Source organism: Lacticaseibacillus parahuelsenbergensis (genome assembly GCF_030770265.1).
GTDB classification, from domain to species: Bacteria; Bacillota; Bacilli; order Lactobacillales; family Lactobacillaceae; genus Lacticaseibacillus; species Lacticaseibacillus casei.
In genome coordinates this window covers 1,718,066-1,732,062 of sequence record NZ_CP132482.1, presented here as the reverse complement: position 1 = coordinate 1,732,062, position 13,997 = coordinate 1,718,066, and the positions used below count along the sequence as shown (strand labels likewise).

General features: G+C 47.3%; 13 protein-coding genes and 1 tRNA gene. 7 read left to right on the top strand and 7 right to left on the bottom strand.

The window, feature by feature from the left end; translation table 11 throughout:
• Positions 1-34: 34 nt before the first annotated feature.
• Both LACPH_RS08145 and LACPH_RS08140 read right to left on the bottom strand, forming a co-directional pair.
• Positions 35-1,114 (bottom strand): sensor histidine kinase, encoded by a 1,080-nt coding sequence (locus LACPH_RS08145; RefSeq protein WP_306386598.1) that lies wholly within the window; start codon positions 1,112-1,114, stop codon positions 35-37.
• Positions 1,115-1,123: 9 nt separating this feature from the next.
• Positions 1,124-1,798, bottom strand: a complete 675-nt coding sequence (locus LACPH_RS08140) for a response regulator transcription factor (RefSeq protein ID WP_010487816.1) — start codon at positions 1,796-1,798, stop codon at positions 1,124-1,126.
• Between the two features lie 167 nt (positions 1,799-1,965).
• Here LACPH_RS08140 and LACPH_RS08135 point away from each other — a divergent pair, with 167 nt between their 5' ends.
• Together LACPH_RS08135 and LACPH_RS08130 are read left to right on the top strand one after the other, a co-directional pair.
• Positions 1,966-2,736, top strand: coding sequence for an ABC transporter ATP-binding protein (locus tag LACPH_RS08135; RefSeq protein ID WP_306386597.1), 771 nt, complete (start codon positions 1,966-1,968; stop codon positions 2,734-2,736).
• A complete protein-coding gene (locus LACPH_RS08130) occupies positions 2,720-4,795 on the top strand; it encodes an ABC transporter permease (RefSeq protein ID WP_306386596.1) in 2,076 nt (691 codons plus the stop codon). The genes LACPH_RS08135 and LACPH_RS08130 overlap by 17 nt, the downstream gene beginning before the upstream one ends.
• Before the next feature lie 168 nt (positions 4,796-4,963).
• Here the strand turns inward: LACPH_RS08130 and LACPH_RS08125 are convergent, their stop codons facing one another.
• On the bottom strand, positions 4,964-5,470 hold the full coding sequence (locus LACPH_RS08125; protein WP_025012703.1) for a hypothetical protein: 507 nt from the start codon (positions 5,468-5,470) through the stop codon (positions 4,964-4,966).
• Positions 5,471-5,538: 68 nt separating this feature from the next.
• Between LACPH_RS08125 and LACPH_RS08120 the strand changes: the two genes are divergently transcribed.
• The 3 genes from LACPH_RS08120 to LACPH_RS08110 all read left to right on the top strand — a co-directional run bounded on the left by LACPH_RS08120 (position 5,539) and on the right by LACPH_RS08110 (position 8,245).
• Positions 5,539-6,276 carry an MBL fold metallo-hydrolase gene (locus tag LACPH_RS08120; protein ID WP_306386595.1) on the top strand — a complete coding sequence of 246 codons (738 nt, stop codon included), beginning with the start codon at positions 5,539-5,541 and terminating at the stop codon, positions 6,274-6,276.
• A gap of 251 nt (positions 6,277-6,527) precedes the next feature.
• Positions 6,528-6,926, top strand: a complete 399-nt coding sequence (gene spxA / locus LACPH_RS08115; RefSeq protein WP_010487825.1) for a transcriptional regulator SpxA — start codon at positions 6,528-6,530, stop codon at positions 6,924-6,926.
• 635 nt (positions 6,927-7,561) lie between these two features.
• Positions 7,562-8,245: an adaptor protein MecA gene (locus LACPH_RS08110; RefSeq protein ID WP_010487827.1), complete on the top strand. Its 684-nt coding sequence runs from the start codon at positions 7,562-7,564 to the stop codon at positions 8,243-8,245.
• A 115-nt stretch (positions 8,246-8,360) separates the two neighbouring features.
• Here the strand turns inward: LACPH_RS08110 and LACPH_RS08105 are convergent, their stop codons facing one another.
• From LACPH_RS08105 to LACPH_RS08090, 4 genes are all read right to left on the bottom strand, one after another.
• Complete coding sequence (locus tag LACPH_RS08105; RefSeq protein ID WP_370531173.1) at positions 8,361-10,178, bottom strand: glycerophosphoryl diester phosphodiesterase membrane domain-containing protein; 1,818 nt, start codon at positions 10,176-10,178, stop codon at positions 8,361-8,363.
• Positions 10,175-11,116: a dihydroorotate oxidase gene (locus LACPH_RS08100; protein ID WP_306386594.1), complete on the bottom strand. Its 942-nt coding sequence runs from the start codon at positions 11,114-11,116 to the stop codon at positions 10,175-10,177. Before LACPH_RS08100 ends, LACPH_RS08105 begins: the two co-directional genes overlap by 4 nt.
• Positions 11,117-11,245: 129 nt before the next feature.
• Complete coding sequence (locus tag LACPH_RS08095) at positions 11,246-11,428, bottom strand: hypothetical protein (protein ID WP_306386593.1); 183 nt, start codon at positions 11,426-11,428, stop codon at positions 11,246-11,248.
• 12 nt (positions 11,429-11,440) lie between these two features.
• Positions 11,441-11,827 carry a hypothetical protein gene (locus LACPH_RS08090; protein WP_047107557.1) on the bottom strand — a complete coding sequence of 129 codons (387 nt, stop codon included), beginning with the start codon at positions 11,825-11,827 and terminating at the stop codon, positions 11,441-11,443.
• Positions 11,828-11,994: 167 nt separating this feature from the next.
• Between LACPH_RS08090 and LACPH_RS08085 the strand changes: the two genes are divergently transcribed.
• Positions 11,995-12,065: transfer RNA gene (locus LACPH_RS08085), tRNA-Gly, on the top strand.
• A gap of 219 nt (positions 12,066-12,284) precedes the next feature.
• Positions 12,285-13,967 carry an arginine--tRNA ligase gene (gene argS / locus LACPH_RS08080; RefSeq protein ID WP_306386592.1) on the top strand — a complete coding sequence of 561 codons (1,683 nt, stop codon included), beginning with the start codon at positions 12,285-12,287 and terminating at the stop codon, positions 13,965-13,967.
• The last annotated feature ends 30 nt before the right edge of the window (positions 13,968-13,997 follow it).

Sequence of the window (13,997 nt, the reverse complement as noted above, 5' to 3'; positions counted from 1 at the left end):
TTTTTTGTTGGATTTTGCTGACTAAAAGACGCATTTAACTATTAGAAGATTGCTCGTGGCTGGTTTTGGGATGATGAACCGTTTGGCTTGGATCGCTGTAATAGCTGACATATGGAAAATGAATAGTCACAGTGGTACCTTGATTAATCACGGACGTCAGCGTCAAATGATGGCCAAGTTTTTCGGAAAGCTTTTCCGCCAAAAAGAGCCCCAAACCGGTTGATTTATGATTCGATATCCGCCCATTGCTCCCGGTAAAGCCTTTTTCAAATACCCGATGTTGTTCATCTTTAGGAATGCCAATGCCAGTGTCGGTAATCATGAGCTGGGTCTCTTTACCGGTATTGCGAATGGTGGCACTGATGCGGCCGCCTTCCGGTGTGTATTTCACGGCATTCGAGATCAGTTGCGCCAAAATAAACCGCAACCACTTGTTATCGGTTAGCACGGTTTGATCCTCGCCATTGAGCTTAAATGACAGGCGTTTGTTGATAAACCCGTTCCGCTGACTGGCGACGACATCATTCACAAGTGGTTTTAACGGCGTGTTGTGCAGCAGATAATCTTTGGAAAAACTGTCGAGTCGGGAGTAGTACAAAACTTGCTCGACATAAAATTCGATCTGATCCAACTGCAAATTAAGATTGTCAAGTTTGTCGTCCGGTACTTGGCCTTCAAAACTCTCAGCCAAAAGCGAAACCGCCGCTAACGGCACTTTAATTTCATGGACCCAGGAATCAATGAAGTCTTTTTGATCTTGTTGCTGGGCTAATAAGGCGGTAATCTGTTGGCGATGCAACGTCAGCATTTGGTTGTACGTATCGGCAACAACTTGTTCGAGGCCTGATTCACCACCAGGCAGCGGCCAGTCCAGCGCCGCATCCTTGGCCTCTTGACGGTCATGAAGTTGGGCCGCAAAGCGCCGAATCCGGCCAAAGTGAGCCACAAAAAAAGCGCTCGCAACAAGTGTCACTAGTAACACCGCATACCAGAGTGTTGACATTTTAACTCGATGTTGAGGATCCAGCCAAATAATGATGGCCGCTAACCCCACACATAAAATGTAACCGCCAATGGGCCACAGGTGGTCTTTGACGTAATCGCGAAAACGCATGGCAGCCTCCTAAGGAACGATATAGCCCTGACCGACTTTAGTTTGGATATAATCTTTTAAGCCGGCTTCTTCGATTTTTTTGCGCAACCGATTGATGTTAACCGTTAGCGTATTATCGTCAACAAAACGTTCATCTTGCCAGAGATCTTTAAGGAGACGGGACCGGCTGACGATCTGCCCATGTTGCCGCATGAGGATCTGCAGTAACTTGTACTCGTTTTTTGAAAGGTTGATTTCATTATCATTAACCTGCGCCATTCCGTTTTTTAGGTTCAACATAAGGCCGTTGTGTTCCAAAACATCCGTGCCTTGATCGGCGTAATTATAGGTTCGGCGCAACAGTGCGTTGATTTTGGCGATCAAAACTTCCATCGCAAACGGTTTATTTAGGAAATCATCGGCGCCCATGTTCATGGCCATGACCATGTCCATGTTGGTATTGCGGCTTGAGATAAAGATAACCGGCACCTTAGAGACTTCGCGAATCTTTTGGACCCAGTAATAACCGTCAAAAACCGGCAAATTGATGTCCAGCAAAACCAAGTGAGGCTTTTCTTGCAGAAAATCATCGAAGACAGCGTTAAAATCAGTCACAACGACTGGTTCGAACTGCCATTTTTTTAGGTTGTCAGCGATCAGGCCGCTGATGGTCTGATCATCCTCTACGATCATGATTTTAAACACGTGATCAACTCCATTCCTGCACTTATCGTATAAGTTTTGGCCAGGAAGCACAAGCCGCGAGAACAGTTGGTTAATAAGAAAATATCGCTGACATGGGCAATTTGTCAGTGAGGACGATGAACAGCAGTCACCACTGGTTTTTGGTAGAATGATGACGGAGGTAAGCCATGGCAATTTTAGAAGTATCTAATTTAAGTAAAATCTTTGGACAGCGACATGATCGGGTTCGCGCTTTAAATGACCTTAGCTTTCAGGTTGCAGCCGGCGAATTCATCGGTATCATGGGGCCAAGTGGTGCCGGGAAGTCGACCTTGCTGAATATTTTGGCCACGATTGAAACGCCTAGCACAGGTAAGGTCAAAATTGCCGGATATGATCTGGAAGCTTTGAATGAAAGCCAACAAGCTGCATTCCGCCGTGACCATCTGGGCTTTGTTTTTCAGGATTTTAATTTGTTAGACGATATGACGGTTGCGCAAAATGTCCTTTTACCGCTGACGTTACAGCGTCATGTTCAACCAGATCGCGCTGAACGTCTCCGGACGGTGTCCCAGCATCTCAATTTAGACCCGTTATTAAAAACGTTTCCCGGTGAATTAAGCATGGGACAGCGGCAGCGGGTGGCGGCTGCACGGGCGGTGATTACGCAGCCGAGCCTGCTGCTGGCTGATGAACCGACTGGAAGCCTTGACTCATTGGCAGCTACAGACTTTTTGCGGTATCTCCAGCAGTTAAATCAGCAGGAGAAAACCACAATTTTGATGGTCACCCATGATCCGTTTACGGCTAGTTTTGCCAGTCGGATTATTTTCATTAAAGATGGCGCGTTTTTTGCTGAAGTAACCCGCGGCAAATCCCGTGAACAGTTCTTTGATCGCATCATTGATATGGAAGCGACGGTAAGCGGAGGAGGCCATGCACGTGTGGCAACAGATTAAGACCAACCTTGTGCGACATCGGCACGAAGATGGCTTGCAGATCATGATCGCTGCGTTAATCAACGCCATTATGTATGCGATTGGCGCGGTGGCGAACAATCGGTTGATTTTAACCGATGCCAGCAAGCGCCTAGGCAGTCTGGATATTGTACCCAGTCTGTTAATGATTGTCATGGTCCTGCTGGCCTTGTTTTCGATCAGTTTCCTATTGTATTTAAATAGCCTGTTAATTGCCCGCCGTGATCAGGAGATCGGCTTATACCGACTTTTGGGATTATCTGGAGCCAAACTTGGCCTGACCGTGTTTATTGAAAGCTTGATTGTCGGTGCTATCGGGTTTGTGGCTGGTGTCTTGCTTGGACTTATTCTGTCGCCATTGTTAGGCATGGTGTTGATTCGCCTGATGGCCTTGCATACGCCGATTGGTTTTATGGTTTCGCCGTCAGCGTTGCTGGATGTTTTGACATTGATGGGCGTTGTCTATCTGTTAGTCGGTGCGGTTAACGCCATTTACGTTCAAAATCCACTTCGGCAATTCATTCGGCAACAAGATGTGCCGGTTGCGCCTAAACCGCAGACCTGGTGGCGTTTTTGGCTTGGCATTGGCGGTTTTACGTTACTGGTCGGTAGTTTATTAACCATGTTACGCCTGTTGCCGATTAGCGGCAGTTTAATGCGCTTGCTGCCATGGATCCCGGGTCGAATGATGCTGCCGATTTTATTGGTCGTAGTCGTGGCAGCTTTGTTACTGGGGCTATTTTTAGTCTTCGCCGACTTCCTTCCAGGATTAGTGGCGTGGTTTCAACGTCGTCATGAGATGCAGACCCGCAATGCAAGTGGGATTTCCCGTCATCTGATTATCAAAAGGTTGCAAGGCAATGCCCATTCATTGTGGTTGACGACTCTTCTTTGCGCGGTGACGATTACGATGCTGGGCAGTTCCGTCATGCTTTTCCAATACAAGCAGGAGCTGGTGTTGCGCGAAATTCCAACGACTGTCGTGGCCTCCGGTGTCGGCGTCGATAATGTGACCGACGTTTTGAAAAAAGCCAAGGTTAAGCCGACCCATGCGGTTACCATTTCGTCTAAATTAGTCTATGCCGAGATTCGGTTACGGGATCAGGTCGGGCAGGTTCGCGAGCAGCCTGGTGTTTACAATGTTGTTGCAATGCGTGATTATCGGCGGGCGGCACGACTACAAAAGGGTTTAACCCCAGTTCGATTACGCCAACAGGAAGCTCAGCTAATGTTGCCAAACAGAACCGGGTTTCGACCGGTTGGCGCGCGGCGTAATCCGGATCGGGCGATTATGTTACCAGGCAGTGATACGTCACTTCGGCTTACCCAAACAACCAATCTTTTTCCAACTGGCAGTAACAACTATTTTGATCGGGGATTACTGGTTAGTGACCAGACATTTAACATGTTAGAAGGCACCCCGGACCGGCTATATATGGCTAAGCTGCCAAAAACCAAGACCGCGCGACGGGCACTGGCACAACTGCAGCATCTGGACAATAGCCAGAATCTACAGGAATACGTCAATATAGGTGACAATGAGCTGGCAGGCGATGATTTGACGGTCACTAATCGGGTGCGTACCAAAATGAACTTCTGGCGCAATCCGATCGGGCTGCAAGCATCGCAACAAAATTTCGTCAGTACGTTATATGGCTTTTTACTATTTTTGATCTTACTGTTAAGCGGCGTTTTTGTGGTTGCAACCGGCAGCATTTTATTGCTCAAACAAGTCATCGCCGTTCGTCAGGAGACTCGGCATTTTCAAATACTGAAGCATCTGGGGATGGATCCGCAACAGATTCGACACACGATTTATCGCCAGGCGGGGGTTGTTTTCGCCGTCCCACTTGTATTCGGTATTATCATGGCACTGTGTGTGATCAGCGTGATGACCAATTATCTTGATAATCCGCCGTCGCGTTATCTCGGTCTGATGATTGCCATTTATGCCGGGATTGACTGGCTGTTTTATCAGGCGACTGTGCATGTCATGATTCGTATGGTTGATGGGCCGGTTAGCCGGTGGGTTAGCGACTGATGAAAATGCATCAAAAAGCACCAGAATGACCAGCGAAGATCAGCGATAACGGTGGTTAGTTATTGGCGATCGGTTCTGGCAAATTCTGGTGCTTTGAGGTTAGACGAATACTTGCCGGCTCACAGGACTGACATGTTAAAAATTTTCCGGCTACATGACCGGCTCGGCTTAATCTTTTTGATGGGGGTCAATGACGGTATACCCCGCTTCATGAAAGCCATTAGCCGAAGCGGCGCGGCGAATGAACTCCTTGACTGATGAGAGTGCTGGGGTATTCTTGAACTCGTAGTAGTCATTGCTGGATTGCCAGACAGAAACCATCAGAAAATTATCAGGGTGTTTGACTTCTTGCGCCAACAGGATGTGATTTTCCCCAAGCAAGATGTCGTGGTTATCGATCAATTGTTTGATTTTTGATAAGAACACTTTGACATCGTCCGTGTCCAAATTAAAATACATGAACTGCACATAGCCGTTTTGTTCGGTTGGGCCTAAGCTCGTAATGATGTCGTAACGCAATGGCGCACTGAATGTCGCCCGGCCACTCGGATCGTAAATCATGTAATCCAGGCCGCTTTGTGCCGGTTTTAACAATTTTAGTTGGGGATCATGGCGCTCATCGAGCAATTTGACAAGGAACGACTTGCTACCGAAGACTGTTTGTATTGTGGACATACCGACCACCTCCACACTTATTATAAACTTCTTAGTGGCTTTTCAGGTTGAAAGGGAGGAAAAACTAAATGAAATTGACAGTTTTAGGTTATCTTGGCGGTTATCCGGATGCCGGCCACGCGACCAGCACCTACTTAGTTGAAAGCGGCGATTACCATTTATTAATGGATTTAGGCAGTGGCGGTCTGCTTGCCTTGGAGAAGGTTTTTGATCCATTGCAACTAGACGCCGTATTGCTGACGCATTATCACCACGATCACACGGCGGATGTCGGGGTGTTGCAATATTATTATCAGTTGCATAAGGGTGACAAAAAAGTCTCGCCACTGCCAATTTACGGTCACACGATGGATCCGCTAAACTTTGGCAGTCTAACCTTTGGCCAATTTACACAAGGCATGGGCTACTCCGCTGACAGTACCTTGCATTTAGGACCGTTCACGATCACGTTTCTTGAGACGCAGCATCCAGTGCCAGCCTTTGCCGTGCGGATTGTTGAAACAGGGACCAATAAAGTGCTGGTCAACACAAGTGATACGCGTTACTTTCCTGGATTGGTACCGTTTGCAAAAAACGCCGATCTCTTGATGGCAGATACCAATTTTCTGGCGGATCAACCGACACCACGATGGCATTTAACCGCACCTGAGGCCGGCCGCTTAGCAAAGGATGCCGACGTCAAGCAACTCTTGTTGACACATTTGCCGCAACAACTCGACCTTGATACCTTAAAACAACAGGCTGCAAAACAAGCAGTGGGCATACCAATTTTGTTAGCGACAGATGACTTGACAATTAATGTCTGATAGTGATCATAAATGTTCACTTAAAATGAGAACTAAATGTTAAAAAATTAGTTATTATAACTTGAGCTATTTTTCACAAGAAAACTTATAAAAACGTTGATTGTGCAGAGATCTACAGAGATTTCAAAATTGGATTTTCAATTTTTAAAAAATTATTTTTCTGAATATGATTGCGCCGCTTCGAGGCAATCTCGTATACTATACCTGTAGTTGAGAAGGATTCCTCGTCAAAGAAAAAGGAGCGAGCGCTCATGGTTATTTTATACACGTCCCCAAGTTGCACATCTTGTCGGAAGGCGCGCGCCTGGTTAAAGGAAAATAAGATTCCCTTTAAAGAACGTAATATTTTTTCTGATCCATTGAACGTTGATGAAATCAAGCGGTTATTGATGATGACCGAAGAGGGTACCGAAGAAATTATTTCAACACGTTCGAAGATCTTCCAGGAGCTAGGGATTAACATCGATGAATTATCGACTGGCACGCTGATTAAACTGGTAGCAAAATATCCGGGTTTACTGCGGCGGCCGATCATGATGGACGACAAGCGTCTTCAGGTTGGTTATAACGAAGACGAGATCCGGCGCTTTTTGCCGCGGTCTGTGCGTACCTTGGAACTTCAACAGGCGCAATTATTGGCAGGATTTTAATTTGAAAAGTCGTGGTCTTTTACCCGCGTGACTGTTGTACTTACACAAGCTAGCAGCCAATCGGTCATTAATCATAAAACAAATAACAAATTGTCTCGACACGCGTATAAGTGTTGGGGCATTTTTTCGTTTTGACGAATAAATTTTTTTGGGGGGAGGATTTGGTTCTGAAATGCGTTGACTGGCCAGAAGCCTTGCAATACGGGCCTTGGTCACTGCACTGTGGCCAGATTGAGGGGTGTGGGGCAATCCGGCTCCGAAACGCGCTCGCAGGCCCAGAAACCTCCACATAAGGACCTCGAACCTAAATGGCCAAAGCCCAGCCATTTAGGTTCGGAGGCCACTTATGCTCCGGTTTCTAACCGGGCCTGCTCACGCTCTGAAACGCGTTCATTGGCGCAGAAGTCTGCGTGTAAGGACCTCAGCCGCAATGGCCTAAAACCGGGCCATCACGCTGAGGCCACTTACACTCCGACTTCTAACCGCGCCAATTCACGCTCTGTGCACTAGACTTGATCATAGCGCTTACGTGCGGTAGAATGCCTTGACGTAGTAAATCTGCTATAATGTAGTAAGTGGTCATGTGATGAACCACAGAACTCAGGGTTCCGTGACTAAAGTGAGGTGCAGCAATCATGGAAATGGAACGGATTAATGCAAATACGATCCGGGTCATGTTAGGTAACGATGATCTAGCGCAACGGGGGATTACGGTATTGGATCTGCTTGGCAATCACAAGCAGATTGAGAGCTTCTTTTACAGCATCCTCGATGAAGTTGACAAAGACCATACGTTTGCCACAAACGAGGCCGTGACGTTTCAGGTCATGCCAAGTCAATCCGGGCTCGAATTGTTGATCAGTAAGAATGGTCAAAAGAATGATGATAGCGACACCGGTTCTGATGATGACAGTACGGACACCCAAGTACCGGATTATATTCGTCAGCAGCTGCAGGGCTTAGACGCCAATGATCAACACGATCAGCAGGCAGTCGACGAAGGCGGTTATATTGACGCTAAAAAGGCTCCGCAAACCGAACTCGTTTTGAAATTAAAGGACTTTGAAGACTTTATCAGCCTTGCGCAGACGCTGCGTTTGGAAGGCGGAAAGAGCGACCTTTACCGGTATAAGCAAAATTATTACCTCGTATTAACGTTCTATCCTAATGAGATTTCCTCTAACGAAGCCCATGACGAAATGGCGGTTGCACTGGAATTTGGTGATCGTTCGCCACTATCATCCGCGGTTCTGTCCGAATATGGTAAGCGTTTGATGGAGACCAGTGCGTTAGAAACGGCACGTTATTACTTTAAATAAAATAGGTTCAGTAACTGAGCGATATTGATCGTCTAAAGAAAGCCGGCACCTTTTCCAAACTGGAAAAGATGCCGGCTTTTGCGTTGTCTGTGCTCAAAAGATGTCACTCGAGGCATTAAAATGGTGCATTGTCTTCGGTTGAAAAACCATTCAAATAATTCAAGAGCTGATCAGCATAACTAGGGTGATCATTCATCTCGCGCAACGTCGTCTTTAACAGACGCAACTGATCAGTGATGATGCCATCAGCGTCCATGAACGTCATTTTCTGCATGTCATCAGGATCGTTAATGGTCCAAGCATAGACAGCTTGATGATGGTCGTGGGCTTGATCAGCAACCGTGATAGAAAGTGTGGTTGATTCTAACGTATAGCCGCTAGCTGGCGTTTCTGGGAAAACCAACGTGTACGGTAAAATAAAGAACGTCTTAAGCTTCGGAACCCGTTTGCGCAGCGTCTTAACCACACCGTAATCAAGCGAATGGACTTGATCATGATTGGCTAATAAGCGTTTGGCATAGCGGTTGATGAATCGATCCATCATCTGCGGACTGTCCTGTGGCGTTGTTTTGATCTCCACTAGCAGTTTTTGATGAACCTGTTCAGCTGCGGCCAAATATTGGTCAAAGCTTGCGACTTTGGCTGCGTGGCCATTTTCGCGCGCGGTCAGTTGCGTGATTTCCGCCAGTGTTAGTTGATGTGGCGTCGCGTCTTTACCAGTTAGAGCCTTCAGATTCTCGTCGTGCATGACGACAAACTGATGATCCTTGGTTTCGTGAAGATCCATTTCGACATAATCTGGTTTTTCTTTGGCAGTTGCCAAAAGCGCTGGAATGGTGTTTTGAACACCGTTGCCGTTATCGACACCGCGGTGAGAGATCGTTAACGGCTGGGTGGTTAACGCGCCGATCAGGTAGGCATGATAAAACAGACTCGTTCCGCCGATAATCATCATGATTAAGGCAAATGCGCTCACTCTAAAAACCCAATTGCGCCGCGGCTTTGGTGCTTGTGCAATTCGGTCTTGACTGTCGATCAGATGAAACGTTTCCGCTTGCGAAGTCGCCAGTTGGTAAAGCATGACGGTGAAGAAGACCGTGATCAACAACATCGCAGCCTGTAACAAGCCAAGGTTGATCGTGGCACCAAGTAGCGACCATTGCTGCCATTGCTGGTCAAGATAGGTTTGAAACGCGTACAGACCAGCGACTAGCAGGATCGAAAGCACCAACACGGGAATCACAATCAGGATAACTGCCCATAAAGTTCGCCAGGTTTGACCGCGGGTTGCCCGCCAGCTGCGAACCACCGTTGCCCGCGGCGATTGATCATTGAGGATTAGTGCGGGCAGTAAAGGCAAGAGGCGAATAGCCAGCCAAGTGCCCAATAAATAAAGCACCACGATCAAAACGGCTAAATACCACCGATCAAAGATGTAATCGATGATGAAATCAGGAATGGTCAGTTTTGCCAATAAACTGGTTTTAAAAACGATGCTTGAAAAGGGGAAGATTAACACGAAGTAAGCAATTAAACTCAAAATGGTCGTGGGTGTCAGGCGCCTGGTTTTCCTAATAGTGGCGCCGGCCAGTTGCCTAAAGCTTAAGTGTGTTTGCCGATGAATGTTTTGAATGCCTAACAACAAAAATGCAAACTGCCAGTAAACAAACAACAGCAATATCAGTCCGATTAGCACCAGTAACAGTGCTGTGACCGGTTTGGCCGCGGCAATCTGTCCCAGGTTAGTCAAAGTAATATAGGGTACCTTTCCTAAGCGTAAGACTTGTTGGGCACCGAAAGTTAGTAGTGGGATGATGGCGAGACCGACGACTAAATTGGTCACGCTAATAAGCAGAAAATAGGCACCCCAGTGTCGGGCAAAGTCTTGACTATTGTGCTTGAAATACGCCCAGACTCTGATTTTTTCGTTCATGATAAGACTTTCAATTGCCCCTTGAAGTCGCTAATGGCACTGTAGCCCTTAGTTTGCATCACGGCGCGTAACTCCCGAGTTAACCGCGTGAACGCAGCGGGGCCTTCTTCTTGCAAGAGAGTACCCACCTGCACAAGACTTGCGCCGGCCAGAATTAAATCGTAAGCATCCCGGCCGTTGGTCACGCCACCGGTTCCGATCAGTTGAATCTTAGGATCGAGGCGCTGCGAAAAGGCCCGGACGTTAGCAAGTGCGATTGGTTTGGCGTAAGCACCGCCGATGCCGCCAAAGCCACCCTTAGGCTTGATCAACGCCGTGTCGGTTTCTGGATCAATCATCAGGCCGTTGCCAAGACTGTTAATCGAATTGACGAATTTAAGCGGAAATTGATTGAGAATCGCTGCCATCTGGTCGAATTGTGCAAGGTCAAAATAAGGCGGCAGCTTAACGCCAGCCGGTTTGGTAAAGAAGCTAAAGAGATTAGTCAAAACTTCTTGCGTCCGGTCAAAATCATAACCGGTCTGAGGCTTGCCGGGAACATTCGGGCAGCTTAAATTGAACTCAACCAAACCGTTAAAATTTGAATCTTCAATGGTGTGGGCCATCGCCAGATTTTCTTCCATGGAAAGACCGGCAACTGACAGAAAAATCGGCTTGTCAGGATGGGCTTTTTGAAAGTTCAGTGCATAGTCCAAGTAATACTCGAGACCTTCATTAGGCAACCCCATGGAATTAATCGAGCCTAGTTCTAAGCGGGCATACCGCGGGCTGGGATTGCCAAGCCGCTTTGCCCGTGTCGCGCTCTTGGTAACCAAAGTTCCGGCATCGCTTTGTGCCAGTTCATCCAGTTCGTCTTTGGTGTAGCAACGTACGCCACTGGCATTCATAAACACGTTGTCAAATTGAAACTTATCAATACTTGTATGCAGATCAGTCATAAGCCCACTCCTTCAATATTTGCTGTTCCTATTTAAGCATAGAAAAGCGCCAGAAACCAGTCACCGGCTCGCCAGCCAAACAAAAACGCCCCGGCATCGCGGAAAAGATGGCGTACGGAGCGTTAATCATCAAGTGAAGGCATTCAAAATCAAAGCAATTAAAGCAACCGCACCACTCATCAGCGTCAAACGACGAGCGCGATCAGGCGGCCGATGCCTAAGCATTAACACCAGCCAACTCAATAAACCGACAAAAGCCGAGAGAATACCAACAACAAAGACTGCCAACAAGATCATTTGAAAAGTTCGCATCTTGTCAGTGCCCTACAAAGCAACATTGTCATTTGGCGTTACCAAGCCTGCAAGTTTGGCGGCTTTTTGCCGAATATCGTCTGGCGGCGTTTGCGGTAAGGTAAAGTGTGTCTCCATCTTGTGGGGATCAAAGTCTGGCGTGACACTCACTAACGAGTAGAAAACGTTGCTTGAAACAGTATCCGGAATATCTGACAGTGTATAGGCGCGGATCTCGGCTTCTTTTTTTGGCAGATGGCTTAAGAAATCAGCCAAGACCCGATATGAATAATAAACGGTTTCTTCATACGTTGTCCCGACTGCCTCAGCATTAGGGATATTAGGAAAACTGATGCGATAACCAGTTTTGGTTTTCTCGTTGCGCGCCACGAAATAATAGTGACGTCCCGTTTTTGCCATCTCAACCACTCCTCTTCTTTCCTATTATTATAGCACGGTGAGAAAGATTAACAACAAAATTACGCGTACTCATTTTTAAGATGTTTTCTCATTGAAATCATAGAAAAAAAGACCGATTGCGGCTTTGCAAATGCGCATCGCCGTGATACACTTATATGCGTTGGTTTGCGGTCGTAGTTTAGTGGTAAAACTCCAGCTTCCCAAGCTGGTGTCGCGAGTTCGATTCTCGTCGACCGCTGTATAGGTCCGAAGAGAAAGAGGATGTCAGGTCAATCGGCGTTTTGACAGTGAGATCGGCTAGTGCAAACGATCACGTCAGACCAGGCGGCGCGCTTTTGAGGATCAGTGTTTTGAGTGGACATATGTCAAGTAGAGTGGTACCGCGGGCAAAGGCTCGTCTCGTCGATAAGGGAGAGATGGGTCTTTTTTCGTGGCATCATCATTTTAGGAGGAACTTATGGATTTTAAAGAACTTGTTGTCAATGCCCTTAAACCAGCCTTGGCGGGTCAACTGGATGAAGCGAAGATTGCCACGTTAGTTGAAACGCCTAAATCGTCTGACTTAGGTGATTATGCTTTTCCAACTTTCTCATTAGCCAAAATCCTGCATCGCGCACCCAAAATGATTGCCAGTGATTTGGTGGAAAAAATCGATGCGGCGCCATTTGAACAGGTTAAAGCGGTTGGCGGTTACGTGAACTTTTATTTGGACAAGATTAGTTTTGCCCACGAAGTCCTGAAAGCCATTGCGCAGGAAGGCGAGCATTACGGCGATGCCGAGTTGGGCAAAGGTAATGTCCCGATCGATATGAGCAGCCCTAATATTGCCAAGCCAATGTCAATGGGCCATCTGCGTTCGACGGTTATCGGCAATGCGCTGGCCAATATTTTGGCAAAAGTCGGATACAGTCCAATTAAAATCAATCACCTTGGCGACTGGGGCACCCAATTCGGTAAGTTAATCGTGGCCTATAAAAAATGGGGCTCCGAAGATGCGGTCAAAGCCGATCCGATCAAAAACCTGCTTCACTATTATGTGCAGTTTCATGAGGAAGCCGAAAAGGACCCCGAATTGGAAGGAGAAGCACGGGCATGGTTCAAACGCCTTGAAGATGGCGATGACGAAGCACTCACGCTATGGCGCTGGTTCCGGACCGTGTCACTGGCTGAATTCAACCGCATTTACAAGATTCTCGGCGTGGATTTTGATTCCTACAACGGGGAAGCCTTTTACAACGACAAAATGGACAGTGTTGTCAAAACGCTTGAAGACAAACACCTGCTTAAAACCAGTCAAGGTGCCGAAATTGTTGATTTAAGCAAGTACAACCTTAATCCGGCGTTGATCAAGAAGTCCGATGGGGCCACGCTTTACATGACGCGTGACTTGGCTGCGGCAATTTTCCGTAAGAATCATTATCACTTTGTCCAAAGCCTGTATGTGGTTGGCAACGAACAGCGTGAGCATTTTCAGCAGCTGAAAGCAGTCTTGCTGGAGATGGGGTATGAATGGGCCAATGATATTCACCATATTCCGTTTGGTCTGATTACGGCAAATGGCAAGAAATTGTCAACCCGCCGCGGCAACATTATTTTACTGGAAAAGGTTTTAAACGATGCGGTTGATCTAGCCAAGCAGCAAATTGCCGAAAAGCACCCGGATTTGCCGAATGCGCAAAAGGTGGCCCATGAAGTGGGTGTCGGGGCGGTTATTTTCCACGACCTGAAAAATGAACGTTTGGACAACTTTGATTTCAATTTGGAAGAAGTGGTTCGGTTTGAAGGCGAAACCGGTCCTTATGTCCAATATACCAATGCCCGGGCGCACAGCATTTTGCGGAAAGCAGACATCGCGCCTGCGCCGGAAGTTGCCTTGAGCGATCCGGCTGCATGGGATGTTTTGCGGGCATTAGGCGACTTCCCAGCCATTGTTGCGCGTGCTGCCAAGGAGTATGAACCTTCCGTGATTGCCAAGTATGCCTTGCGTTTGGCCAAAGCGTTCAATCAGTATTATGCCAACGTCAAAGTTTTGGTCGAAGACAGTGAATTGCCGTCACGGCTGGCGATGGTGAAGGCGACCACGCAGGTTTTGGAGAATGCCTTGCATTTGCTCGGTGTGGCCGCACCGGAAGAGATGTAGTCCGTCATATCATCGCGACTAGCGACAGCG

Coding starts and splice junctions, on each gene's coding strand:
- LACPH_RS08145 (WP_306386598.1), bottom strand. CDS start 1,114: ATGCGTTTTCGCGATTACGTCAAAGACCACCTGTGGCCCATTGGCGGT.
- LACPH_RS08135 (WP_306386597.1), top strand. CDS start 1,966: ATGGCAATTTTAGAAGTATCTAATTTAAGTAAAATCTTTGGACAGCGA.
- LACPH_RS08125 (WP_025012703.1), bottom strand. CDS start 5,470: ATGTCCACAATACAAACAGTCTTCGGTAGCAAGTCGTTCCTTGTCAAA.
- LACPH_RS08120 (WP_306386595.1), top strand. CDS start 5,539: ATGAAATTGACAGTTTTAGGTTATCTTGGCGGTTATCCGGATGCCGGC.
- spxA (WP_010487825.1), top strand. CDS start 6,528: ATGGTTATTTTATACACGTCCCCAAGTTGCACATCTTGTCGGAAGGCG.
- LACPH_RS08110 (WP_010487827.1), top strand. CDS start 7,562: ATGGAAATGGAACGGATTAATGCAAATACGATCCGGGTCATGTTAGGT.
- LACPH_RS08105 (WP_370531173.1), bottom strand. CDS start 10,178: ATGAACGAAAAAATCAGAGTCTGGGCGTATTTCAAGCACAATAGTCAA.
- LACPH_RS08100 (WP_306386594.1), bottom strand. CDS start 11,116: ATGACTGATCTGCATACAAGTATTGATAAGTTTCAATTTGACAACGTG.
- LACPH_RS08095 (WP_306386593.1), bottom strand. CDS start 11,428: ATGCGAACTTTTCAAATGATCTTGTTGGCAGTCTTTGTTGTTGGTATT.
- LACPH_RS08090 (WP_047107557.1), bottom strand. CDS start 11,827: ATGGCAAAAACGGGACGTCACTATTATTTCGTGGCGCGCAACGAGAAA.
- argS (WP_306386592.1), top strand. CDS start 12,285: ATGGATTTTAAAGAACTTGTTGTCAATGCCCTTAAACCAGCCTTGGCG.